Origin of the sequence: Aminiphilus circumscriptus DSM 16581 (assembly GCF_000526375.1) — a bacterium.
Lineage (GTDB): Bacteria > Synergistota > Synergistia > Synergistales > Aminiphilaceae > Aminiphilus > Aminiphilus circumscriptus.
This window is the reverse complement of sequence record NZ_JAFY01000007.1, coordinates 817,634-842,337: the sequence shown is the minus strand read 5'-3', so window position 1 is coordinate 842,337 and position 24,704 is coordinate 817,634. Positions and strand designations below refer to the sequence as shown.

Below are 24,704 nucleotides of genomic sequence, written 5' to 3'. Positions count from 1 at the left end.
TATGCTTATGGAACCATTTGTCGGACTCCTTGTCGTTGAGTTCCGCATCATGGGAGCAAAGAGCCTCAAGGATAGGCGGCGAATCGTCCGTTCGCTTCTGGACCATCTGCAAAGGAAGGGCAACGCATCGGTTCTTGATCTCGGACCTGATGGTTCGTGGAGTACGGCTGTTGTCTCCGCGGCTGTGTTGGCAGGGTCTTTCGCGCTCGCAAACGCCAGAGTCGATGTACTGGAAAAACACATCGCTCATCTCGAAAACCAGGGCGAATTTGAAGTCCAGAGAAGAAATCGAGAGGTTATGAGCTATGGCGACATTTCGTATCGAACGTATCAACAAAGAAATGCTTCGGGAGATTTCGGAGATTCTTCAGCGGAGAATCAAGGATGAGTCTGTCAAGAAAGTGATTCTGACTGGCGTGGAGTGTTCCCGCGATCTTTCTTATGCAAAGATTCATTTCATGCTTCTCGATCCTTCCGAAAAAGAGGAAGTGAATCAGGCATTGACAAATGTGGCGGGAAAGATTCGTGGAATGTTGGGGAAAATGATGCGGTTGCGTCACATTCCAGAGCTGCATTTTTTCTACGACCACAGCGAAGAGCGGGCGCGGCAGATCGATGCGCTTCTCGATCGTATTGCGGGAAAGGACGGAGGAGGGGAATCGCGTGCGTGATTTCACTGCGGTTATCTCTCTTCTTCAAAAGGCGGATACATGGATACTGATTTCACATGAAAAGCCCGATGGAGACACTTTAGGCAGTGCCGCCGCTCTTGCGGTGGTCGCAGAGGCATTAGGGAAACGTTGGAGATGGGTGGGCAAGGATCCCATTCCTTCTTCCCTCACTTTTTTGCCCTTCTCGGCCGCATATGAGACGATGAAGTCACTTCCGGAGGAAGTCCTGGAGGAGGATGGGGCGCTTTGTCTTGTTGTGGTGGACACGAGCACACCTGAGAGAGCGTTGGTGCCCCTTGCGACGTACGAAGGCAAAGCGCCTCTGATCGTTTTGGACCACCACGGAGACAATTCCGGTTACGGCGCTCTCTCCATCGTTGACTCCTCTGCGGCGGCGGTGGGAGAGATGATTCTGGATCTTTTCGAACAGGCCGTCGAATGGCCCTTTCCTTTGGATGCAGCGGAAGCTCTCTATACGGCCATTGCAACGGATACGGGAAACTTTTCCTACGAGAACACCACCGAGCGTACCTTTTTGGCGGCGGCGAAACTCGTTGCCCGTGGTGTTCTTCCGTCGAAGATCAGCGAACGTGTCCATTCGAGTAATACGGAAGAAGGGTTGCGGCTTTGGGGTCTCGCCTTGTCGCGAATCGTGTCTTTTGCGAATGGGCAGGTGGCGTGCACATTTCTTAGAGACGAGGATTTCATCGCGAGCGGCTGTGAAAGGTCAAATTTGGAAGGGCTCGTGAATGAGCTTTTTCGTATCCGCAATGTGACCTTCGCTGTCCTCCTTTCGGAGCAGGACGGTCAGACTCATGCGAGCCTCCGTTCGAGAGGAGCTGTTCCCGCTCAACCTATCGCTCGTTCCTGGGGTGGAGGAGGACATCCTCAGGCTGCTGCGTTCAGGGTCCCCGTTCCTCTGGAAGAGGTCCTTAAAAAACTTGGTTCGCAGCTGGAGGACTTGTATGAAACAGGGAATTCTCGTTTTGAATAAACCCGTCGGTATGAGAAGTACCGACTGTGTGGGGAAAATCCGAAGGCGTCTCGGAAAGGACCAGAAATTGGGTCATGCGGGCACGCTCGATTCTGGTGCTGAAGGGCTTCTGGTGCTTCTTCTCGGTAGTGCGACTCGATTGAGTCGTTACGCGATGGAGCTTCCCAAAACCTATGTTGCGACGGTTCGTTTCGGTGTTGTCACTGATACGGATGACGCCACGGGGAAGGTGATTGCCACCTCCGAGGTCCCGCCGAAAGATATTCTTCTGGAAAATGTAAGGCATTGCCTTCCCGGTTTTCTTGGCCATCGTCTTCAGCGTCCGCCCTCTATTTCCGCGGTTCACGTGGGTGGGAGACGGGCGCATGAAATGGCTCGTGCGGGCATTTCTCCGGACATTGCCGAAAAGTACGTCTATTTTCATAGGATCGACGTGGAGGCGGCGGAAGGATTGGAGGAAAGCATTCTTCGTTTTCGTATAGAATGTGGTAAGGGTACCTACATTCGTAGCTTTGCCAGGGATCTCGGTTCGTTTCTTGGCTGTGGTGCCCACGTTTCTTCGTTGCAACGAAGCCGTGTCGGTCGCCTCTCTTTGGAGGATGCCGCGCCGGGGGATGTCCTTTACGCGTCTTCCCGCGTCGAGGTGGAGTCGTGGATTCGTCCCATATCCGATCTCTTGCGACACTTTGTCACGTTCCAGGTTTTGTCCGGCCTAGAAGAGCGTCTTGCCAATGGAGGTGCCTTCTCTCTGAGGGAGTTGTCGAGAATCTGTTGGGGAAATATAGCCCGGCATTCTCCGGTGGTGGTTGAATCCTCCAGGCATGTGACATTGGGGAGAATTGTCTATGAGGGGATTCCCCGCTTTGAACCCGAGACAATCATCGTGAAAGCTTCGGAGGTTGTGTGATGATTGCTGCACTCGGTGCATTCGATGGATTTCACAAAGGGCATCAGGCACTTTTGAAAGAAGCTCGCAGATTGAGTGATTTTTCAGGGGAAAGATGGGGTGTCGTCACGTTGACTCCCCACCCGCAGCTCCTTTTCTCCCCGAAATCTCCTGCGCTTCTCTTTACCGAGCAGGAACGCCGCCGTCTCGCCCGTTTTCTTTCCGTGCCGCAGTATGTCCGCATTCCGTTTACGAGAGAGACGGCGGATCTGTCTCCCTCGGAATTTCTTGATGTGCAGTTGGCTCCCTGCGGAATTAAGGGAATTGTTGTAGGGAACGATTTTCGTTTTGGCAAGGGGCGCTCGGGAAATGTCCTCTTTCTTGAACAAGAGAGCCGACGTCGCGGGTGGTTCTTTACCGCTCTCGAACAGATACGACTGGGGGGAAAGCCCGTCAGTAGCACTCGCGTCCGTCGTGTTCTTCTGGAGGGAAACCTGACGGAAACGGCGGAATTGCTCGGGTATCCCTTTTTTGTCTCCGGCCCGGTTGTCCATGGCGATGGGCGGGGAAGAACGCTGGGGTTTCCTACGGCAAACGTGGCTGTTCCTGCGATGAAGCTTCTTCCTCCAAATGGGGTCTATGCTGGTGTCGTTTTCCTTGACGGGAAACGGCATGTCGCAGCGGTAAACATCGGGACAAATCCGACATTTCCCGGTGCGAGAGCGCGACGTTTCGAAGTTCATATTCTCGAGTGCGATGCCGATCTTTACGATCGGGTTCTTTCAGTTTTTCTCTTGCAACATTTGCGGGCGGAGCGTCACTTCTCCGGCCCCGCGGAGCTTGTCGCCAGAGTGAAGGAAGACGTTGCCATGGCAAGACATGTAATGGCACTCCTTTCACCGGAAGAGGACTCGGTATTGGAGCGCCTTTCGGGAGACAAGAACCTGCTCGTTCAGGAAAGGTGTACGGTTTCCGTCGAATGACCCCCTTCCGTTTCACCTCGATGCGAGAGGGGAAGCAATATGTTGCCTTGTCGATGGAGATCGGAAAATGACCGTATCCCCGAGTATTGGTAGATAGACGAAAGCGCGGGTTTCCCCCCCTGAGGAATCTCTGAATAAGGTTATGTCAGCCCCGCAGGGCGCCTCGCAGAGCCTGATGCGACCCGAGTCAAGGGAAAGCGAAAGATTTTTATTCAGAGCTTTTCTGAAACTTTGTTTTCGAACCCTGGTTTTCATGCGTATTCGTGAGAGCAAAACTCCGGACGGAATACATATCCAACGTGGTAAACGTTGACGCTGAAAGGGTTTCTGGGGTATATTTCTCTTCGGCTCTTTGGGAACGTTTTGGGCCCGTAGCTCAGTAGGATAGAGCGACGGCCTCCTAAGCCGTAGGTCGCCAGTTCGAATCTGGCCGGGCCCGCCAAAACGTGAACATCGCTGACGGAGCGGATCGGTGGTCGCCGAATAGGGGAGTGCCATGGAGCCGCTCTTTTTTGTTGTTCACAGAAAGAACGGAGGGGTGTGGGACTCATTGTCGAAGTGAAAAAATTTCCCTTTTCTTTTGCGTTAAGGTTAATAAAATTTCAGACAGTCACAGTCGTTGTTCTCATGTTGCTCACATGCGCCGTTCTTTTTTTCACTCCTGTTCCGTTTCTCGTCGTCACAAACGCCGACACTACTCTTCTCGCCTATCCGATTCTTCCGGGACAGTTTGTTGTGACTCGTTATATTCACTCTGTGGAATTGACTCCCGTGGAGGACGTGTTTGTGATAAGGGGAGGCGTCCTGTGGCAGTGGGAAGAGAGAGTCAAATCCCACAATGCGGGTTTGCCTGTTGCGCCTTCTCGAAACGGACGTTTTCTCACAAAAGATGGGTGGTTTGTTTTCCAGGGTGGACGAGCACGTTTTCCTATCATCCATTATCGTGTGGGCACTGCGGAACTCGGCGTCAACGAACTTTTTCTTCCACCTTCAATCGTGTTGAAGTTGTACGAAAAAGTTCCGCAGGAGAGGCTTCGTCTTTTCGTTGCAATGTCTCCGCTCGTCGGAAAGATCGGCAGGAGCTTCATTTTGAAATGACGATGAGGGGGTGCCGGACGTTCCGGTACGAAAAGAAAGTCGTCTTCATGGTGTGCCGTGTCGTGAGCGTGTCCAAGGGTGGCGATGGACCCCTGAGGGGTTCTGGTCGAAACGGATTTGAAGGGAGCGGATGTTCACTTGCCGAGTGAGAAGATGCAGGAGGATCAGGCTCCGGAAATGCGCACGGAGATCGATCTCGACGAATTGCGCAAAAAATTCGACACGGAGGCGCGCTATCGTTCTCTTTCGGGATGGCAAGCTTTGCTTGTCACTGTCGTTTCCATTGGTCTTTCACTTTTTCACCTCTGGACGGCGGGAATGGGGTTGATGCCCCAGACCATTCAGCTTTCCATTCACTTGGGGCTTATTCTTTTCATGGTGTTTCTCCTCTATCCGGGTCACAAAAAAGCATCTCGGGATCGTATTCCCTGGTACGATTTTCTTTTGGCACTCGCGGCAGCCTATGCGGTAATGTATCACGTCATCTACTATAATGAGCTTGTTTTGCGGCCAGGGTTGCCCACCACCAGGGATATCATCGTGGGTTTTACCGGCATAGCACTTTTGCTGGAAGGGACCCGACGTGTCTCCAATCCCGTGTTGCCCATCATCGCCATTTTCTTTATTCTCTATTGTTACTACGGACGGTATTTCCCGTCGATCTTCGCGCATCGAGGCTATAACACGATGCGGATCATCAACCACATGTATCTCGGCACAGAAGGCGTCTTTGGAACGCCTCTCTATGTGTCGGCCACGTTCGTGTTCATGTTCATCCTCTTCGGCACCTTTCTGGAACAAACGGGCATGGGGCGTTTCATCATCGACCTTGCGATGGCACTGGCCGGGCATTCCACAGGGGGTCCCGCCAAAGTGGCTGTCCTGAGTTCCGGGCTGATGGGTTCCATCTCCGGGTCCTCTGTGGCGAATGTGTGCACGACAGGAATGTTCACCATTCCTCTCATGAAAAGCGTAGGCTATCGCCCTGCCTTCGCAGGCGCCGTGGAAGCGGTTGCGTCAACGGGAGGACAGATCATGCCTCCCGTGATGGGTGCCGCGGCGTTCATCATGGCGACGATGATGGAAGTCCCTTATCTCGAAGTCGCGGCGGCGGCGGTTATTCCGGCCCTGCTGTACTATTTCGCCGTCATGGTCCAGGTGCATTTCGAGGCCACCCGCCTCGGACTCAAAGGACTCCCGAAGGAACAGCTTCCTTTGATCATTCCTCTGCTCAAATCCAAGGGGCATTTGCTGATCCCTCTTTTCGGGATCATCTACTTTCTCATCGCCGGGTATACGCCGCTGAAAGCGGCCTTCAACGGAATTCTGCTCACGATCGCCGTGTCGTATGTCAAAAGGGAAACACGGTTGACGCTGCCCAAATTGAAGGATGCGCTCGAAGGTGGCGCACGGGGCGCTATGGGTGTGGCTTGTGCCTGCGGCACCGTGGGTATTGTGGTGGGTACCGCAACCCTGACGGGCCTTGGACTGTCCATCGCCAATGCCATCGTTAAGCTCGCGGGAGGATATATGTTGCCGACGCTCATGCTGACCATGGTGGCCTGTATTCTTCTCGGTGCAGGGCTTCCCACGACGGCGAACTTCATTGTCACGAGCACCATGGCTGCTCCGGCGCTTTTCAAGCTCGGAGTGCCGCCCATGGCGACCTACATGTTTGTTCTCTATTTCGGAATTGCGGCGGATCTGAGTCCTCCCGTCGCCCTGGCGGCATATGCGGGCGCCGGCATTGCGGGGGCCGACCCCATGCGGACGGGGATGAACGCAGTGAAACTCGCTCTGGCGGGATTTCTCGTTCCCTACATCTACGTGTTCAATCCGATTCTTGTTCTTGTGGGAGTGGAATCCAAAACAGCACTCCTCGCTGTTTTGGTGGTGGTGGTCTTCGGTATTGCGCTTCTCTCCATCCTCAACCGGGAGAAAACACCCAGAGTGCGTATCGCTTGGGGCGCCGCCGCCGCGCTCTCCCTTGCCGTACTGGCCTATCTCATTCACGGAGGAGAAATACCGCTCCAGTTCGTTCTCGCTATTATCACGGCCCTCATCGGCGTGTTTCTTCTTGGAATGAGTACGGTGGGGTACTACAAGATTGCCATGCCTTCCTGGATGCGCGCATTGGCTCTGGGGGGTGCTCTCGGGCTTTTGGTTCCCGGCATTGTCTCGGACTCTGTGGGTATTTTTGTTCTTGCGACGATTCATCTCTTCCAGACCGCTCGGGCAAGAAAAGGCCAGATGAAACGCTAAAAAGACAAGGGAAACATGCTATAGTAGCGGTGTGGAAGCACTTTTGCCGCCTTCTGCGTTTCCGGAAGGCGGCATCCCGTATTCTTGAGGAGGTTTTTACATGTCACAGAACTTCAAGGACTCGTTACACCTTCCGAAGACCGATTTCCCCATGAAGGCGAATCTCGCGAAACGGGAACCTGAATTCCTCTCGTTTTGGAAGGAGCGGGACATTTACGGGAAACTCATGAAAGAACGGGAACGTGCCCCTCTTTTCGTGCTTCATGACGGACCTCCTTATGCGAACGGCAACATTCATATCGGGACAGCCTTCAACAAAATACTGAAGGATTTCATTCCCAAATACAAGTGGATGCGCGGCTTTCGGGCGCCCTATGTTCCCGGATGGGATACCCACGGACTTCCCATCGAGTTGCGGGTTCTGAAGGACGAGGGGCTTGCGAAGGACGACGTCTCTCCGGCAGAGCTGCGGACTCGTTGCACTTCCTACGCGATGAAGTACTTGGATGTCCAGCGCAACGAGTTCAAGCGTTTGGGTGTACTGGGTGACTGGGACGCCCCCTACGTTACGTTCGAGCCCGAATATGAAGCAGCGCAATTAGGCGTCTTCGCCGAGATGGTCGAGAAAGGATTGGTCTACAAGGGCCATAAGCCTGTCTTTTGGTGCGTGGATTGTCAGACCGCTCTTGCGGCGGCGGAAATTGAATACGAAGACGAGACATCTCCGTCTATCTTTGTGGCGTATCCTTTAAAGGATGTGGCGACGCGGTTCGGTGTGTTCGAGGGGCAAGACGTGTCCGTGGTGATCTGGACAACGACCCCCTGGACATTGCCCGCGAGCATGGCTGTGGCACTGCATCCCGAATACACCTATGTGTTCGTTCCCTCTGAAGATGGTCGAGTCTTCCTGCTCGCCAAGGAACTCGTGCCCCAATTCGTGGCGGCGACGAAACTCGCGCTGCAGGACTCCCTGCTCACGTGTACTGGGAAGGAACTCGAAGGGCTCTTCGCCGAACATCCTTTTTACGGCGAACGTTCTGTCCCCCTCGTTCTGGCCGATTACGTTCTCCTCGATCAAGGAACGGGCTGTGTGCACACTGCTCCGGGACACGGCGTGGAGGACTTTGAAACAGGTATCCGATATGGGCTGGAAATTTTCAACCCTGTGGACGACCGGGGCTTTTTCCTTGAAGAGACGCCCCTCGTGGGTGGACTCTCTCTTGAGAAGGGAGCGGAGCGGGTACTGGAGGTGCTCCGGGACAATGTGCGGCTCCTCGGTTCCGGCAAGGTGAAGCACTCCTATCCTCATTGCTGGCGGTGCAAAAATCCGGTTATTTTCCGTTCCACGAGACAATGGTTTGTCTCGGTGGCGGCCTTCAAAGAGGCGACTCTGGAGGAGATCGCACATGTTCGGTGGGTGCCTGCCTGGGGTGAGGAACGTATCACCAACATGGTCCGCGATCGCTCCGATTGGTGCATCAGTAGACAACGCATCTGGGGTGTGCCCATTCCCGCGTTTGTCTGCGAGGAGTGTGGCGAGCTGGTCGTCTCTCCGGACAGGGTCCGCAGGGTTCAGGAAAAAGTTCGCCTCATGGGAAGCAATATCTGGTGGGAAAACTCTCCCGAGGAACTCGTGGGAGATCTCGCTTTTTGTCCTTCCTGCGGGAGCAGAAAGCTCCGGAAGGAAACGGACATCATGGATGTATGGTTCGACTCTGGTGTCAGCCATCGGGCTGTTTTGGAGACGCGCCCCGAACTCCAGTGGCCCGCAGATCTCTATCTTGAAGGAAGCGATCAGCACCGGGGCTGGTTTCAGACATCGCTTCTCACTTCCGTGGCGACAAAAGGGAAGGCGCCGTACAAATCCGTTTTGACTCACGGTTTCATTGTGGACGGGGAAGGGCGAAAAATGTCCAAATCCTTGGGCAACGTCATCTTCCCTCAGGAGATCATCGACGCTTACGGTGCGGATGTGCTTCGTCTCTGGGTCGCTTCCACAGATTATCGTAATGATGTGCGCATTTCCCAGAAGATCATTGATAACCTGGTAGAATCTTACAGAAGAATCCGAAATACCGCGAGATTCCTCCTGGGTAATCTCAACGGGTTCAATCCGAAGAAACATATGGTTCCCATGGAAAAGCTCGTTTTCATGGACCGTTGGATTCTTTCCCGCCTCCAGCAGGTGATCCGGAAGGCTACGGAGGGGTTCGAAAACTATGAGTTCCATATTCCTACCTATGTAATTCATCAGTTCTGCGTGAACGAAGTGAGTTCTCTCTTCCTTGACGTGAGCAAAGACCGCCTCTATGCGGACCGAGAAGATGATCCCGGGAGGCGAAGCTGTCAGACCGTCCTCTGGGAATTGCTCCGGGGACTCACGCGACTCGTCGCGCCCATCCTGAGTTTCACCGCCGAAGAGATTTGGCAGTCCATGCGGCGATTGGATCCGGATCTTGAGGAAAGTGTTTTTCTCGCTTCCTGGCCTGAGGAATGTACGTCCTTGCAGGACGAGGCTCTTCAATCGGAATGGGATGAAATCCTCTCCGTTCGTGCCGCCGTTGTCCGTGCCTTGGAGCGTGCACGCGGTACGGGTGCCATTGGACATTCGCTGGACGCGATGGTGCGCATTTCCCCGTCGGGAGCGGGGAAGACGATTCCCCACGGAGACGAGGAGGAATTCTGGACTACACTTTGCATTGTCTCTGCGTTTTTGTGCGTCGAGGATCTTCCCGAGGATGCATTCCTCGACGAAGAGGCGGGGGTCCGGATCTCTGTGGTGCGAGCCGAAGGTGAAAAATGCCCACGCTGCTGGAAATATGCCGTTCCCCCAGACGATCGTGGACTTTGCCAGCGGTGTGCTTCTGTCCTCGACAGAGGGAACTGAAATAATTGATAAAAGTTGGGAAGCTCTGAATAAAGGCCTTTCGCTTTCCCTTGACTCGGGTCGCATCAGGCTCTGCGAGGCGCCCTGCGGGGCTGACGCAGCCTTATTCAGAGATCCCTTGGTTTGAACCGAATGCTCCGACGCATCCCGACGGCGATTCTCTCTATGTGAAGACGCCGTCGGGATGTGTTCCGCCCAAGACAAGGATGTGATCAAGTGACGGCGCGACAAAACGGAGAGTTGTCGCCTTGTGGAAATGCAGAGATTGAGCCTCACGAACTCTTAGAGAACGAGGAGGACTCTTGTGTCGTTTTTTGTATCGACGAATCTTTGTCCTTGCTTAGGCTGGATGCTTTGGTAGCACGGGAACTTGGCATTTCCAGAGCGTACGCGACGAAACTCATCCGCAAGGGGGCGGTAAGCCTTGATCCCCCGCCGAACGTGATGAAACCCTCCATCAAATGTCCTCCTGAAACATACGTGCGAGTCCGACTGCCTAAGCCGGAGGAAATGGATATTGAACCGGAGGATGTTCCCTTCGATGTACTTCACGAAGATCCTGATTTTCTGGTGATCGACAAACCCTCGGGTATCGTCGTGCACCCTGCGCCGGGAAACTGGACTGGAACGCTTGTGCACGGTTTGTTGTTTCGCTACGGAGATTTTGGCAAACTGAGCGGTGCACGCCGTCCAGGCATTGTTCACCGCCTCGACGCGGGAACCTCGGGGCTCATGGTGATTGCGAGGAATCAGTGGGCTCACGAAAGGCTTTCTCTGGCGTTCAAGAAGCGTTTTGTGGGCAAGGAGTATCTCGCGCTCGTGTGGAGATCCGTTCCCTGGGAAGTTCGGGAGGTGCGTCTCCCCATAGGGCGTGACCCCTGCAATAGAGTGCGCATGTCCGTGCATCCCGAGGGGAGGGAAGCGCATACCACATTTCACGTCCTTCGCCGTTTTCGCAAGGCTACGTTGCTCGCCTGTCGTCTGTACACGGGGAGAACACATCAGATCAGGGTTCATGCATCGGCAATCGGGCATCCTCTGGTTGGAGATGCTCTTTATGGACCGGGATATCCACCGCCTCCAGTGGAACGAATTTTTCTTCACGCGTGGAAATTGCGTTTCCCTCATCCACGAACATGGGAAGAAATCGGATTCAGGAGTTGTCTTCCTCAAGAGCTTGTTGCAATGCTTCGAGTTTTTGACGCCACGATTCGGGATTGACGCGCAGTGTTCTGAATGCCTCGTAACGAACGTGGGAAGGTCCTTTACCCGGGATGTGGCGGACATGTTTTTTCTCCGTGTAGTCCACGAGAACCGAACTATTGTGGGCGGCTTTCCCGTAGTGGGCAGCCAGGGTCGCGGCACAGAGAAGAAAATCCTCCCGCTTTTTCCCGCGTAGATTTTCCACCTTTGCCACCACATGGGCACCTGGCACTCCCTGGGCGTGAAACCAGAGATCGTCCGCACCGGCAATCTGAAACGTCACGTAGCGATTTCCCTTCACATTGAGACCGACGAAGATTATTCCTCCGGGAAGCTGGAAGATCAGATGCGGCGGCGGAGCGGGAAGCCGTTTCTTCCGTCGTTTCGGGTTCTGCGGTGTCCCGTGTTTTTCCGCGGACAACGATTCTTGGAGAAGATGCAGTTCTCTCACATCATCAAGAGCGAACAGGACGGATTCCTGTTCGATTACCTCCTCAAGGGTCTGAGAGAGCGTTTCAGCACGTGTTTCCAGGATTGTGCCGTAGCTCTTCCATTTTTTATAAATCTTGAAATAATTCTGCGCGTTATCCGAGACCGAACATTCCGGGTTCAACGGAATTTCCACGCTCCTTCCGGGATTCTCCCAGGATGTGAGTTGCACGACAGAGGAGCCTGGAGCGATGGTTTTCCCGTGGGCGAGCAGCAGCTCCCCCTTTTCTCGGAATGTCTCCGCGGCAAGAAACCGTCGTTGTTGTTCCGCGACGCCTTCAAGTTCTTTCTCAATGCGGGCTTTTTGCTTCGCCAGGTCTCCCGCGAGGTTTGCGCGACATCGGTTGAGATATCTGGCAAGAAGGCGTGCTCCCGTTACGTCCCAGGTTGCTTCCAATCCGCTTTTCCGGGGAAGCGGAACACTTTCGGGAAGAGGATTGGGAAAAACGGTCAGATAATCCCCGAGAAAGCAGGGTACGCATTCCGCAATATTGTGAGCAAGGCAACGCAATTGCTCCGGCCCGATCATGTTGGTGGAAGGAGCCCGGTGGCGCCAGAGATGCGTGAGGAGAGGTTTTCCAAAGCCACGAAGATTCAGGAAGTTTTCTCGCGTGGCGTGTTTTTCTCCGGAAAGAAGATCCGCAAGGCTCGTCCCTTTCCACGGAGGCGGGCAGACATATGGATGCCCCGGAATGAGCGTTCTGTAACGGTTGATTTCCGGATGTACATGTTTTGCACATTCCAGAATGAGACCCTCTCCGTCAGTGAGGATCAGATTACTGTAGCGCTCGGTTGCTTCAAAAAAAAGTTTTCGCTGAGAGAGGAAGCCCGAACCTACAGTGCGCTGAAAAGTCAAGGCGAGGATCCTATCTTCCTGGATTTGTTCCGCAAGTACGAGGACGCTTCCCTGAAGGTGCGCCTTCGTAGCAGCGATCAGCGGATGTCGCCCCTTGTCGCCACAGAGGAGATCACCAATTTGTTTTTCCGTGACGGAAGAACATCCATATGCGGAAGGGTCCCAGGAAAAAAAGAGGCCTTCCTTTCCGTCGGAAAAGTGGAGCGAAAGCCATGTGGTGCCACCTTCCACTTTCCGTACACGTCCGGGACGCCGAAAGATTTTGTTACATTCCCAAATGGTTTTGTCAATGCAAATTTGATCACCAGGGACAGCCGAATTTTGACCACCCCGGTCATTCTTCCGCGGCCGCCGTTTTGAGTTGTATTTGGCTTCTCTTTCTTCCCTCCCTCAGGGTTTCCTTCAGTCTGTAACTTTCCCACGTGCACTCGATGATGTACGCCTTGTGGGTCATCCGGTCGAGCAGAGCCGCCGTCATGTTCGGATCCCCGAAGACCTCCGTCCAGCTTCCGAATCCGAGATTCGTCGTCACGATGACCGATCCCCGCTCGTGCCGTTCCGCGAAGACCTGAAACAGCAGTTCTCCGCCTTCCTTCGAAAAGGGAACATATCCCAGTTCGTCCACTATGAGCAGGTCATACCGAGTGTACTTGCCCAGAACTCGGGCAAGGGTCTTTTCTCCCCGGCTTTCCAGAAGTTCGTTGACGAGATTGCAGGCCGTGGTGAACCGGACCCGAAGGTTCTTCCGGCAGGCTTCTATTCCCAGGGCTGTGGCAAGATGGGTTTTCCCGCACCCGCTTTTACCCAGGAAGAGAATGTTCCGGTGTCGGGAGATATAGTCTCCGGCGGCCAGTTCACCGATGAGTCTTTTGTCAAGCTGCGGCGCTTCTTCGAAGGCAAAACTCCCCAGAGTTTTGACCAGGGGGAAACGGGCTTCTTTCAACCGCCTCTTTTCCCTGTTCTCGAAGCGGATCTGGAGTTCCAGTTCCGTGAGTTCCAGGAGGAATTCCTCGTAGCTCACGCCCCGTTCTTCGGCCTGACGGAGCCGTTCTTCGAGGTGTCGGGCGGCATTGCCGAGGGTCAGGTTCTTCAGGTTCTCGTGAAGCTGCAGAAGGCGCCCGGTGTTCATCGTCCGGCCTCCAAGACGGAATAGACGGATACGTCCGCCGCGGGGAGGACGGTCCACCGCTCCGACTCAAGGGACGTGGGTGTTTCTTCCTGTCTTTCGGCCGACTCAAGGAGATGGCGGATTCCGGCGGCGTCGCTCAGTCCGTTTTTCAGGGCCTGCGAGGCGGCGGCTTCCACCCGCTTTTGCCCGTAACGCCTCGCGAGGAGCAGCACGTCGATGAATTCCTTGATTCCCCGGTTTTCTCCCTGTCGCGCCTGGAATTGTTCCAAAAGGGAGTTCAGAGAGTCGCTCCAGGTCTTTTTCCACTCCGAAAGGGGCCGGGCGTCCCGGAAGGCTCCGGGACGTTCCCGGAGGAGTTCGAGGTAGTGGTCCGCCTCGAGAACCCAGTGGTTGTTGCCGTACTTTCTTCCGTGGACGGCGAGCCGCTTTTCTCCGCTGTAGAGTGCGACCTCGTCCACGGTGAGCAGTGCCCGGAGGGGCCGGCCGGCGTAGGCGGCGGGGACGGAGTACCGGTTCTTGTCCACCATGACGGTGGCGTACTTGTCCGCCTTCACCGAGACGGTCTGTTCGTTGCCGTAGGGATGGCGGGGAAGGGGGATGAGGATCCTCTTTTCCGCATCGTGCAGTTCCCGTATGCTTCCCTCCCGGCCGGTCATCCTGTGGGAACCGTAGGCGATGCATTCTTCCAGCAGTCTGTCGTTGATGCTCTCCAGGCTTTCTCCCCGAGGAAGGGGAACCAGGAAGTTCCGGCGGGCGAATCCGACGAGCCCCTCTACTCCGCCCTTTTCGTTTCCCCGACCGGGAGAGCAGAAACGGCTCTCGAAGGTGTACCAGGAACGGAACCGGACGAAGCTTGCCTGTTCTTTCCGCTCTTTTCCGAGAAGCACTTTTTCCACTGCCGCCGTCAGGTTGTCAAAGATCATTACGGGAAAGACGCCTCCATAATAGAGAAATCCACGGCTCAGTCCGTCGAAAAACGCCTGCTGCCGTTCACAAGGGTAGAGGCGGACGAAGGGGTTTCCCGAGTACTTCGATCTCATGCAGAAGATTTTTACCCGCACGGCCTCTCCGCCGAGGAAAACCGTGGCACTCCCCCAGTCGACCTCGGCTTCTCCCCTCGGAGAGGGCTCAAGAGGCACGAAGGCTTCGCTGCTTTTCAGACCGAGGCTTCTCTTGACCGAAGATACGTGACGGCGCACCGTCGTTTCGCTTCCGGTAAAGCCATATTCGCTCACCAAACGGGTATATATCCTTTTTGCCGTATGGCGCTGCTTCTTCGGGCTTTCAATGTCCTCCTTCAGCCATCGGTAAATGATTTCGTGATAGGGACCGAGCACCGGAGAAGGCTGGATCTTTCTTGGGGAATAGCCCGTGAATTCACCACGAAGCACTTTCTTCACGGTGTTTCGAGAATGTCCTGTTTCCCTGGCTATTTCGCTCACATTCTTTCCGTACACCCGGTGAGCGGTCCGTATGTATTCGTATTGGTCCACCTTCAGCATCCTTTCTCCTCCGGTCTCATCGTCATGGTGTGCGTTCTCGACGATGATATCCGGAGCGATGGTCAGGTGGTCAATTTTCGGCTAGCGTTCCCTCAAAAAGTGATCAATTTTAGAATGCCAAAACCACCCAAACCCACTTGCGAACAAGTTCCGGTCCGAGAGACATGTCTTGACCCTCCGAATGGACAGTGATTTGATCCCCGCAGGGGGCGAAGATGTACAAAAATATAACACGGACACTTTCTCGACGACAAACAATCAAAATATTTAATTTTTAAACGGTAAAATTCATATTTAATAAATTAAAATGAGAACTCATTAAATGCTTGCCTTGATCATTTGTTTCGTGCTCGCCCTGAGCCTCGCGCCGCTCTTGTCCTTGCTTTTCTCGAGCACGACAGCATGTGAAATTTGGAGAGGCTTTCCAGAGGAGCGAAGAGCATCATATTCTATCATCTTAGCTCAGGAGACGGGAAAAAAGTCACGAATGGGGCCACGACGCGGAAGAGAAGGCGAATTCAAACTTGACAAGGCGGAACAGCCTTACTACAATGGTCGCCGTCACCCAAGAAGGGGCTGTAGCGCAGAGGGAGCGCGATTCCTTCGCAAGGAATAGGTCGGGGGTTCGAGTCCCCCCAGCTCCACCATTTTTATCGAATTGAAGGGCATTTTGGCAAAGAGCGGGGCGTAGCGCAGTCTGGTTAGCGCACCTGCTTTGGGAGCAGGGAGTCGAAGGTTCGAATCCTTTCGCCCCGACCATCAGAAAGGATTGGGAAATAAGCGGGAATAGCTCAGCTGGCTAGAGCGATGGCCTTCCAAGCCGTAGGTCGCGGGTTCGAATCCCGTTTCCCGCTCCAACTCCAATTTTTCTGAAGTATCATGAGGTAAATGGACTAAAGCAAGCGTGTCTGTGGTTTGGTTATTAAAAAGCTAAAATTTTTAAAAATATCATCAGAAAAAGGTTTAAAAAATGCGTTGTTTTTTGAAAAATCAACAAAGAAGTTCTTCATAGGGGATCGGTGGGTTAAACGGTGTGGGAATAAGAAGAGGAATATAGTCTCCGACTGGGTTCCTCTGATGAGGTGTCGTGAGCATTTGGTCTTTCTGGGTTTGTCTCGACGGGCAAGATCTTGTTGGACGTTCACTGTGGGGGAAAAACAAGCCAAAGAGATTCTGCCTGCGTCTAGAGGGGCTGTTGCTAAGCCTTTTGGAGCCATCTATAATTGATTCTTGTTGCAGTGTATTTCAGTGCGGAAATAGCTCAGTTGGTAGAGCATCAGCTTCCCAAGCTGAGGGTCGCGGGTTCGAGTCCCGTTTTCCGCTCCATTTTTCTGTTCTGTAAAGGAGGCCAGATGGCCTCCTTTTATGCTATAAATGACTTGATATGGTGCCATTTGTTCTCTCTTCCTTTGCAAGCGAAAAATGTGAGAGTTGTCGGCATTTCCTTTTTCGGTTGGCCAGAAAGATTGTTACGTTTGACACAATTTGCAGGCACGTCATACAATACCGAAGGCATATGCAATTCCCCGGAGTTCGTATTACTGAGAGTGTGTGTTCAGGAACAGTGAAGGGAAGGGGGTGGAGTCGGTATGGTACAGGATATCGCTGAGGAAATTCGCACCGTAGAAGAAAATGCTCGCCAAACTGTGCAGAATGCACGTATCGAGGGTGCTCGTCTCATTGCTGCGGCTCAGAATGAGATGGATATTCGCTTGAAGGAGACGAAACAGAAAACCACCCGTTTCTTCAAGGAGAGCGTCGAGAAATTCGAGGCTGCGGCTGAAGAGAAGGCGCGGGAGATTGTGCACCAAGGAAAAGAACGCGCAAATGCTTTTGCCTCGGAGGTGGAAAAACGCGTTAAGGATGTGGCGCAATGGATCGCGGAAGAGGTGATGGCGAGATATGGCAGTGGAAAGGGTTAAAAAACTGAGCATTGTCATCCATCGTTCCGCAGAGGAGCGTGTGCTGGACCTCATTCAATCTCTCGGATGCTGTGAACTCATCGAGAGTTCCGGCGGCGAAGGGGTGGAGGCGCAAGGTACGTTGCGCCGTCTTCAGGATGTGGACGACGCGTTGGCGGATGTGCGATTTGTTCTTCGGTTTCTGGAACCTCATTTTTCCGATCCAGACAGTGCGTTGGCCCGTGCGTTGGGGAAGAGACCGAGTGTCCACCTGGAGGAACTTGAAACCCTCCTCGGGGAACGAGGCGTGAGAAATCTTGCCGGAGTCTTCCGGGACCGAGAACGGCGTCTTTCCGAAATCCGGTCCGAAGTGGGACGTTGCACAGGACTTCTCAAGTTGCTGGAGAAGTTGCAGGGGTTTCCCTATAATCTTTCAATTTTGACTCGGGGGACCGAGAGGGTGCGAGGTATGCTCGGTTCTTTACCGAAGGACTCCATCGACGCGTTTCAGTCGGATATTGCGGAAGAGACGGGATCGCTCGGAGAAGTGCTTGTCTTCGATGGTGGTGAAAAAAAGGACAAAGACGCCTTGGTCGCTCTCTTTTTCCCGACGGATTCTGCCAAAAGGGTTGAAGAGGCTCTTAGTGTCTTTGCTTTTTCCCGGATTGAATTGCCTGCAGAGCTTTCCGACTCTGTGGAAAATGAACAACAGCGCCTCACGGCTCTTCTTGAAGAACTTGGTGCGGAGGAGCGGGCGTTGTTGCGCATGATCGACACCGATGCGGCAGAACTCGTTCCGGATATTCGGAAATTATTGGATTACCTGACTGTCTTGCGCTCTCGGCTTGACACCCTGGTCCGGGGTGAACGGACGGAGCAAGTGGTTATCTCCAAGGTCTGGTGCCCTGAAAGTCGGGTTCCCGACGTAAAGAAAGTACTGTCCCCCTTCGAGACGGAAATGGAACTCCTCGCCGAGGATCCAGATTCTTCCGACTCGCCACCGACGGTGCTTTCGAATCCAAGTTGGGTTCATCCCTTCGAGCCTCTCACGAAGCTTTACGGAGTTCCTTCCTATGGTGGTGTTGATCCCACGGCATTCATGGCCCCTTTCTTTTTCGTGTTCTTCGGCATGTGTCTCGGAGACGGCGGATATGGGCTCATCATGGCTGGACTTCTTCTCTATGCGCTGCGGAAATTTCCGATCACGGGAGAAACGAAAAAGTTTTTTGTCCTTCTTTTCCTGGGAGGAATTTCCACGGTGTTTGTGGGCATGCTCACAGGAACCTGGATGGGAAACATGATCGACGCCTTTCCTTTCCTTTCGGTGTTGAAACCGCTGAAGGACAAGGTGATGGTGCTTGATCCCATGAATGATCCGATCACGTTTCTCGGTATTTCTCTCGCGTTGGGAGTCGTGCAGATCCTCTTTGGTCTCTGCATTGCTCTGGTGGAAAATCTCCGCAAGGGAGAATACCTCGCCGGGGTGGGAGATCAGGGAGGATGGCTGCTTCTCCTGGTGGGGCTTCTGCTTCTTGGTGTCGGGACTCAGGGCCTCCTTTCACCGGTTCTTGTTTCGCTGGCCAAGGGAATGAGCCTGCTCGGTGCGTTGCTTCTCGTGGTGACGCAGGGAAGGGAGAAGCCCGGAGTGCTGGGCAAGGCCATTTCAGGCATGCTCAGTCTGTATAACGTGACGTCCTATCTGGGGGACATTCTCAGCTATAGTCGTCTTTTGGCGCTCGGATTGGCATCGGCGGCCATCGCAATGATCGTGAACATGCTCGCGACGCTTGTGTGGGACATCCCTTATGTGGGTTGGGCGCTTGCATTGTTGATCTTTTTCGGAGGGCACGTCTTCAGTTTGGCGGTAAACATTCTGGGTGCCTTCATTCACTCGCTGCGTCTCCAGTATGTGGAATTTTTCAGCAAATTCTTCAGCGCTGGCGGAAGAGCCATCAATCCTTTGCGCTACGAAACCCGCTATGTTTTCATCTGCAAGGATTATCCGGAATAACCAAACGAACTGTTCATTCTATTTTTGAGTGAAATCCGAAGGGAGTGTGTTCCACGATGGAGAATATCATGGGAACCATGTTGGCTTTACTGGGTGCAGCGTTGGCTGCGGGGTTCGCGGGTTCCGGATCCGCTATTGGTGTCGGTATCGCCGGAGAATCCGGAGCCGGGGTCATGACGGAGGATCCGGGGAAATTCGGTTTGGTTCTTCTTCTCCAGGCATTGCCCGGTACGCAGGGAATCTACGGGCTTCTGACGGCCTTTTTCGTCATTCTCAAGGTCGGATTGCTCGGCGGAGAGCCGGTTACCGTCGGTCTGTGGCAAGGGGTTGGAATCCTTTTCGCCTGCCTTCCCATCGCTGTTGCCGGCTATTTTTCTGCAATCGCTCAGGGGAAAACGTCTGCGTCCTGTATTCAAATGATCGCAAAACGTCCTGAGGAAACCGGAAAGGCCGTCATTCTTCCCGCCATGGTAGAAACCTACGCAGTGCTCGCTCTTCTCATGAGCATCATTCTTTTGAACAGTATTAAGCTGTAGGCGTAAAAGGGTGGGTGTAATGGCTCTCGCGGATATCAAGAAGAAAATAGAAGGAGAAGCTCAGCGGGAAGCGGAAGAGATTCTTGAGAGGGCGGAAGAGAAAAAACGTCAGATTGCTCTCAAGACACAAGAAGAGATCGATAGTTTGGAACGTGCTTCGGCGGAACGTCTTAAGAAAGAGGAGAAGGAGATCTTTCGTCGCAGGGAGATCGTGGCGGATCTGGATGTGAAGAAGATAGAGCTGGGTGTGCGCCGTTCTCTTATTGAAAGAACCTACGACGAAGCCTTGCGTGCTCTGGCGGCTGTTCCAAAGGCGAAATACATTGCTTTCATGACCTCCCTTCTGGAAAATGCCCAGCCGGAGGAAAAGGATGTGCTTCTTCTGGCAACGGAAGAGCGCCATCTTGATCAGGCGTGGCTGGATGGGTTCAACCAGAAAAAAGGTATGTCCGTCACGTTGGGAGATAGACGTGTTGCAGCCAGTGGAGGATTTGTGCTGCAGCGAGGAAAGGTGGACATCAACTGCACGTTGGAAATGTTGGTGCGATCTGTCCAGGAAGAGATTGAGGCCGAAGTGGTACAGCGCCTCTTTCCCTCCTGACGCGAGGAGGTGAACACATGGCCCGGGCAGGGAGATACGAATATGTCATAGCTCGCCTGCGGGCGATGGAACGCCGACTCGTCGAAGAAAGTACCTTGCTGCGCATTCTTGACGCGGAGGATCTTGCTTCCGCGCTCAAGATGCTCTCTGAAACGGGATATGCTTCGTGGTTGCCGGAAATGAAGAGTGATGTTGATTTCGACAGTCTCATCGAGAAAGAGCTTCTTTTCATTTACGACCAGCTTCGTCAGTTTGTTCCCGATAAAGAACTGTTGCTTCTTTTTCAGCTTCCCTACGATTTCCACAACGTCAAAGTCGTTCTTAAAAGCCTTTTTCGGCAACGGAGGGGGCAGCCTCGGCGGTGGGATTTGCTGACCTCATTGGGAAGTATCTCTGGAGATGATCTCGTCACCGCGATAGAAAGCGAGGATTACCGTCTCCTTCCCTTCGGGTTGACTCAGCTCCTTCCGGGGTGTGTCGCCCATTGGGAACAGACACAGGATCTTTTGGAGATTGAACGGCGACTTGACCGACAGCTTTTCAAAGTTATGGGTGAACAGGTTGGAAAGCTTGGGTTTGCCGGTGTGACAGCATGGTTCAAAGGGCGTGTGGATGCGGAAAATCTTCGGACCATCCTTCGCCTTCGGCGTTTTGGTTTCGATCAGTCATTGGTGGAGCAGTTTGTGCATGATGGAGGTGCAATTTCCCGGGAGCACGTTCTTGGTCTTTACGCAGAACCTTTCGAAGGATGGGGAAGGTCCATTGCTTATGCGGATGTGAGCCGCGTTTTTCGGGAAATTGAAAACTTCGAGGACGCGGGAGCCTTTCTTGTGGAATTGGAAAAGGGCTTGGATGATTTCATCACGTGGATTCTCGGGAAGAGTGCCTACCTTCCCTTTGCCCCGGAAAATGTACTTCGCTATCTCTGGCTCAAGGAGATGGAAACGCGCAATCTGCGCATTCTTCTCGTCTCCAAGGCGAGCGGGATGAACAGGGATGTGGTGAGGGGGTTGATGCGCCGTGACGTCGCGTAAAAACCAAACGGCGGAACAGCGTATGGCAGCAGTGGGTGATTACGAAACGGTGCTGCCCTTTCAGGCGGTAGGCGTGGAACCCTTCATTCCCGGAAACGAGGTGGCGGAGATGAGGCAGGTCCTGCAACGTCTTGCCGCGACGCATGCCGTGGTGTTTCTCATGGAACGTTGGTTTGAAGAGCTGAGAGAACTTGTGGATGAATTGAATGACACTTTTCCCGTAAGCATTATTCCGATCCCGGATCAACGAGGTTCCTGGGGTGTTGGTGTCCGCAACATCAAAAAAAGCGTGGAACAGGCTGTGGGAATGGATATTTTTTCAGTCCAATCCTGACTTCCTGTTTACCTTTCGGGCAAGAACAAAAGAACAGAAATGATGATTCTGAACGATTCGAGCGGAAGTCGCCGAAGGGCATAGCCGAGGAGATCGTTCATTTGGAGGGGATAACCGGTGGCCCAGGAAAAAACGATAGTGGGTAAGATTGCGAAGATTTCAGGCCCTCTCGTTGTTGCCGAGGGGATGTCCGGGGCGTGCATGTATGATGTAGTTCGGGTGGGAGATCTTGGCCTCGTCGGAGAGATCATTGAAATTAAGGGAGATACGGCTTCCATTCAGGTCTATGAGGAAACCTCCGGTGTTATGCCTGGAGAACGGGTTGTCAGCACTGGAGAACCCCTGAGTGTCGAATTGGGACCCGGGATGATTGAGCAGTTTTATGACGGTGTACAACGTCCCCTCATGCTTATCGAAGATGCCGCGAAAAGCCCGTACATTTCTAGGGGTATTGCCGTTCCCGCAGTTCCGAGGGATAGGAAATGGGAATTCGTTCCCTCGGTGCAGGAAGGAGATACCGTTGCCCAGGGAGATATCCTGGGGATTGTTCAAGAAACAGTTCTTGTGGAACATCGGATCCTTGTCCCTCTAGGAGTCAAGGGGACGGTGAAGAAGATCTTCTCCGGCCAGAAAACGGTGGAAGAACCCGTTGTCCTGATTGCCGAGGGAGAAAAGATCCATGAGGTTCGCATGCTCCAACGCTGGCCCGTTCGCAAACCTCGTCCCGTGGCAAAACGCCTTCCTCCGGAGGTTCCCCTGACGACCGGACAGCGTGTCGTGGACATGTTCTTCCTTTTGGCAAGAGGCGGAACTGCCTGCGTTCCCGGACCGTTCGGCTCGGGAAAGACCGTGATTCAGCACCAGCTGGCAAAGTGGGCCGATGCGGAAATCGTCGTCTACATCGGCTGCGGTGAGCGGGGAAACGAGATGACCGACGTGCTCCTTGAATTTCCGGAACTGGAAGACCCCCGTTCCGGACATCCCCTCATGAAACGCACGGTGCTCATCGCCAACACGTCGAACATGCCCGTGGCGGCCCGAGAAGCGAGTATCTATACGGGGATCACTATTGCGGAGTATTTTCGCGACATGGGGTATTCCGTCGCGCTCATGGCGGACTCGACGAGTCGCTGGGCGGAAGCTCTCCGGGAAATCTCCGGGCGACTCGAGGAAATGCCCGGGGAGGAGGGGTATCCCGCCTATCTGGGAACCCGTCTGGCCTCTTTCTATGAGCGTGCCGGACGGTGCATCTGTCATGGCTCCGACGGCAGAGAAGGTGCCGTCAGCGTCATCGGAGCCGTCTCACCTCCGGGTGGCGACCTTTCGGAACCGGTGACGCAGAACACCCTCCGGGTGACCAAGGTCTTCTGGGGTCTCGACGCGGCTCTTGCGTACCAGCGGCATTTTCCAGCGATCAACTGGCTCACAAGCTACTCTCTCTACGCGGACACGCTGGGGGCTTACTGGGACGCCATTTACGATGAGGAATGGAGCGTGTTTCGTACCGAGGCAATGTCTCTTCTGGAGGACGAGGACAAGCTTCGGGAGATTGTTCGCCTCGTGGGCATCGACTCCCTCTCGAAGGAGGAGCGAATGGTCCTCGAAACGGCAAAGTCCATTCGAGAGGATTTTCTGCACCAGAATGCCTTTCACGAGATCGATACCTACGCCTCCATGGATAAGCAGTTCAAAATGCTCCGCAACATCCTGGAATTTCACCACATGAGCATGGAAGCACTTTCCCGCGGGGCTCTCTTGAAGACGGTCCTTGAGCTTCCTGTCCGGGAGAGTATTGCACGCATGCGCTATGTGGAGGAGAAGAACATGCAGATACTCGACGCACTGTTGAAAGAAATGAGCGATCAGATCGGCGAAGTCATGCCCGAGGGTGGTGAGACCGATGTTGCCTAAGGAATACCGTACCGTCACGAATCTTTCCGGACCGCTCATGGTTGTCGAAAAAGTCAACCAGGTTCGTTACGACGAACTTGTGGAAATCGAACTCAGCGGGGGAGAACGCCGCCGGGGGCGCGTGCTGGAGATCACGACGGACAAGGCTCTTGTGCAGGTTTTCGAGGGGACGACGGGGATTGATCTCGAGGAGACGAAAGTTCGTTTTCTTGGAAAAGTTCTGACCCTGCCTGTCACCGAACAGATGCTCGGACGCGTCTTCAATGGACGAGGGGAACCCATCGACGGAGGGGCCCAGATCATCCCCAAGAAGCGTTTGGACATCAACGGTTATCCCATGAACCCCTATTCCAGGGACTATCCGTCGGAATTCATCCAGACAGGGATCTCCACCATCGACGGCATGAACCCCATTGTGCGTGGTCAGAAACTGCCTATTTTTTCCGGAAGCGGACTCCCGCACAATCGCATCGCCGCTCAGGTTGCACGCCAGTCTACGGTCATCAGTGGCCACGAGGCCTTTGCTGTCGTCTTTGTCGCCATGGGTATTACCTTCGAAGAAGCGTCCTTTTTTATGGAGGACTTTCGCCGTACCGGTGCCATTGAACGGACCGTCATGTTCATCAACCTTGCCGACGACCCCGCCATCGAACGTCTCACCACGCCTCGGCTCGGGCTTACCTGTGCAGAGTATTTGGCGTTCGAGCGAGATATGCACGTGCTGGTCATTCTCACGGACATGACCAACTACTGCGAGGCCCTGCGGGAAATTTCCGCCGCACGAAAGGAAGTTCCGGGCCGTCGGGGTTACCCGGGATACCTGTATACCGACTTGGCGACGCTCTATGAACGGGCTGGGCGTCTGCGCGGAAAAAGCGGTTCTATCACCCAGTTTCCGATTCTCACAATGCCCGAGGACGACAAGACTCACCCGATTCCGGATCTTACGGGGTACATCACCGAGGGACAGATCATCCTCAGCAGAGGACTCCATCGCAAGGGCATCTATCCTCCCGTGGATGTCATGCCCTCTCTTTCCCGACTCAAGGACAAAGGAATCGGGAAGGGCAAGACCAGAGAGGATCACGCGGACCTCATGAACCAGCTCTTCGCTGCCTATGCGCGAGGAAAGGAAGCCAAGGAACTTGCGGTGATCCTCGGCGAAGGAGCTCTTACCGAGGAAGACAAAGCCTTCGCCAAGTTCGCTGACGAATTTGAGAATCGCTACGTTCGCCAGGGTGAATACGAGAATCGGACTGTGGAGGAAACGCTCGAACTCGGTTGGGATTTGCTCGCGATCATTCCGGTGAAAGAATTGAAGCGTGTGCGTGACGCCTACATCGAGAAATACCTCAAGCCGCGACTCGTCAAGGAGGAAGAGGCCGTAACCGAGACGGCTGCGGTTTAGGCAGGAGG

20 protein-coding genes, 5 tRNA genes and 1 pseudogene are annotated in these 24,704 nt (G+C 54.0%); 22 read left to right on the top strand and 4 right to left on the bottom strand.

All coding sequences use genetic code 11. The features are described from left to right. Window position 1 precedes the first annotated feature (1 nt). From K349_RS20170 to K349_RS18900, 10 genes are all read left to right on the top strand, one after another. On the top strand, window positions 2–388 hold the full coding sequence (locus tag K349_RS20170) for a DUF503 domain-containing protein (protein ID WP_084460428.1): 387 nt from the start codon (window positions 2–4) through the stop codon (window positions 386–388). Continuing rightward, the gene (rbfA, locus tag K349_RS0114855) at window positions 306–671 is read left to right on the top strand and encodes a 30S ribosome-binding factor RbfA (protein ID WP_029166540.1); all 366 of its coding nucleotides are present in this window, start codon (window positions 306–308) and stop codon (window positions 669–671) included. The genes K349_RS20170 and rbfA overlap by 83 nt, the downstream gene beginning before the upstream one ends. Then, complete coding sequence (locus K349_RS0114850) at window positions 616–1,665, top strand: DHH family phosphoesterase (RefSeq protein ID WP_084460427.1); 1,050 nt, start codon at window positions 616–618, stop codon at window positions 1,663–1,665. Before rbfA ends, K349_RS0114850 begins: the two co-directional genes overlap by 56 nt. Next, window positions 1,637–2,572 (top strand): tRNA pseudouridine(55) synthase TruB, encoded by a 936-nt coding sequence (truB, locus tag K349_RS0114845; protein ID WP_029166538.1) that lies wholly within the window; start codon window positions 1,637–1,639, stop codon window positions 2,570–2,572. The genes K349_RS0114850 and truB overlap by 29 nt, the downstream gene beginning before the upstream one ends. Next, a complete protein-coding gene (ribF, locus tag K349_RS0114840; RefSeq protein WP_029166537.1) occupies window positions 2,572–3,534 on the top strand; it encodes a riboflavin biosynthesis protein RibF in 963 nt (320 codons plus the stop codon). Before truB ends, ribF begins: the two co-directional genes overlap by 1 nt. A 365-nt stretch (window positions 3,535–3,899) precedes the next feature. Further along, window positions 3,900–3,976: transfer RNA gene (locus tag K349_RS0114835), tRNA-Arg, on the top strand. A gap of 98 nt (window positions 3,977–4,074) precedes the next feature. Continuing rightward, the gene (locus tag K349_RS18275) at window positions 4,075–4,632 is read left to right on the top strand and encodes a DUF1850 domain-containing protein (RefSeq protein WP_029166536.1); all 558 of its coding nucleotides are present in this window, start codon (window positions 4,075–4,077) and stop codon (window positions 4,630–4,632) included. 153 nt (window positions 4,633–4,785) lie between these two features. Next, window positions 4,786–6,894 carry a TRAP transporter permease gene (locus tag K349_RS0114825; RefSeq protein ID WP_029166535.1) on the top strand — a complete coding sequence of 703 codons (2,109 nt, stop codon included), beginning with the start codon at window positions 4,786–4,788 and terminating at the stop codon, window positions 6,892–6,894. Between the two features lie 100 nt (window positions 6,895–6,994). After that, window positions 6,995–9,781: an isoleucine--tRNA ligase gene (gene ileS, locus K349_RS0114820; RefSeq protein ID WP_029166534.1), complete on the top strand. Its 2,787-nt coding sequence runs from the start codon at window positions 6,995–6,997 to the stop codon at window positions 9,779–9,781. A 186-nt stretch (window positions 9,782–9,967) separates the two neighbouring features. Beyond that, window positions 9,968–11,002: an RluA family pseudouridine synthase gene (locus tag K349_RS18900; protein ID WP_157367411.1), complete on the top strand. Its 1,035-nt coding sequence runs from the start codon at window positions 9,968–9,970 to the stop codon at window positions 11,000–11,002. Here K349_RS18900 and K349_RS19795 read toward each other — a convergent pair. The 4 genes and pseudogenes from K349_RS19795 to istA form a co-directional block, all read right to left on the bottom strand. Then, window positions 10,935–11,870, bottom strand: coding sequence for an NFACT family protein (locus K349_RS19795; RefSeq protein WP_245588071.1), 936 nt, complete (start codon window positions 11,868–11,870; stop codon window positions 10,935–10,937). The genes K349_RS18900 and K349_RS19795 overlap by 68 nt on opposite strands. A 300-nt stretch (window positions 11,871–12,170) precedes the next feature. Then, window positions 12,171–12,560, bottom strand: a pseudogene (locus K349_RS20165) (NFACT family protein); the annotation flags it as partial. A 103-nt stretch (window positions 12,561–12,663) separates the two neighbouring features. Next, window positions 12,664–13,458 (bottom strand): IS21-like element helper ATPase IstB, encoded by a 795-nt coding sequence (gene istB, locus K349_RS0114800; RefSeq protein WP_029165578.1) that lies wholly within the window; start codon window positions 13,456–13,458, stop codon window positions 12,664–12,666. After that, window positions 13,455–14,960, bottom strand: coding sequence for an IS21 family transposase (gene istA, locus K349_RS0114795; RefSeq protein ID WP_029165579.1), 1,506 nt, complete (start codon window positions 14,958–14,960; stop codon window positions 13,455–13,457). Before istA ends, istB begins: the two co-directional genes overlap by 4 nt. 572 nt (window positions 14,961–15,532) lie before the next feature. On the opposite strand from istA, the gene K349_RS0114790 reads away from it, so the two are divergent. The 12 genes from K349_RS0114790 to K349_RS0114735 all read left to right on the top strand — a co-directional run bounded on the left by K349_RS0114790 (window position 15,533) and on the right by K349_RS0114735 (window position 24,696). After that, window positions 15,533–15,607 (top strand) — tRNA-Ala (locus K349_RS0114790). Between the two features lie 34 nt (window positions 15,608–15,641). After that, window positions 15,642–15,719: transfer RNA gene (locus tag K349_RS0114785), tRNA-Pro, on the top strand. A 21-nt stretch (window positions 15,720–15,740) separates the two neighbouring features. After that, window positions 15,741–15,817: transfer RNA gene (locus K349_RS0114780), tRNA-Gly, on the top strand. 393 nt (window positions 15,818–16,210) lie between these two features. Then, a tRNA-Gly gene (locus tag K349_RS0114775) sits at window positions 16,211–16,286 on the top strand. Between the two features lie 263 nt (window positions 16,287–16,549). Next, window positions 16,550–16,882 carry a hypothetical protein gene (locus K349_RS0114770; RefSeq protein WP_029166531.1) on the top strand — a complete coding sequence of 111 codons (333 nt, stop codon included), beginning with the start codon at window positions 16,550–16,552 and terminating at the stop codon, window positions 16,880–16,882. Then, window positions 16,863–18,872, top strand: coding sequence for a V-type ATP synthase subunit I (locus K349_RS0114765; protein WP_029166530.1), 2,010 nt, complete (start codon window positions 16,863–16,865; stop codon window positions 18,870–18,872). The genes K349_RS0114770 and K349_RS0114765 overlap by 20 nt, the downstream gene beginning before the upstream one ends. Window positions 18,873–18,928: 56 nt before the next feature. Further along, entirely contained in the window at window positions 18,929–19,408 is a 480-nt protein-coding gene (locus K349_RS0114760; RefSeq protein ID WP_029166529.1) for a V-type ATP synthase subunit K, read from the top strand. Window positions 19,409–19,427: 19 nt separating this feature from the next. Next, window positions 19,428–20,009 (top strand): V-type ATP synthase subunit E, encoded by a 582-nt coding sequence (locus tag K349_RS0114755; protein ID WP_029166528.1) that lies wholly within the window; start codon window positions 19,428–19,430, stop codon window positions 20,007–20,009. Between the two features lie 17 nt (window positions 20,010–20,026). Continuing rightward, window positions 20,027–21,043 carry a V-type ATPase subunit gene (locus K349_RS0114750; protein ID WP_029166527.1) on the top strand — a complete coding sequence of 339 codons (1,017 nt, stop codon included), beginning with the start codon at window positions 20,027–20,029 and terminating at the stop codon, window positions 21,041–21,043. A 22-nt stretch (window positions 21,044–21,065) separates the two neighbouring features. Next, window positions 21,066–21,377, top strand: coding sequence for a V-type ATP synthase subunit F (locus tag K349_RS0114745; protein ID WP_034266330.1), 312 nt, complete (start codon window positions 21,066–21,068; stop codon window positions 21,375–21,377). Between the two features lie 117 nt (window positions 21,378–21,494). Next, entirely contained in the window at window positions 21,495–23,288 is a 1,794-nt protein-coding gene (locus K349_RS0114740; protein ID WP_029166525.1) for a V-type ATP synthase subunit A, read from the top strand. Next, on the top strand, window positions 23,278–24,696 hold the full coding sequence (locus K349_RS0114735) for a V-type ATP synthase subunit B (RefSeq protein WP_029166524.1): 1,419 nt from the start codon (window positions 23,278–23,280) through the stop codon (window positions 24,694–24,696). The genes K349_RS0114740 and K349_RS0114735 overlap by 11 nt, the downstream gene beginning before the upstream one ends. Window positions 24,697–24,704 lie beyond the last annotated feature (8 nt).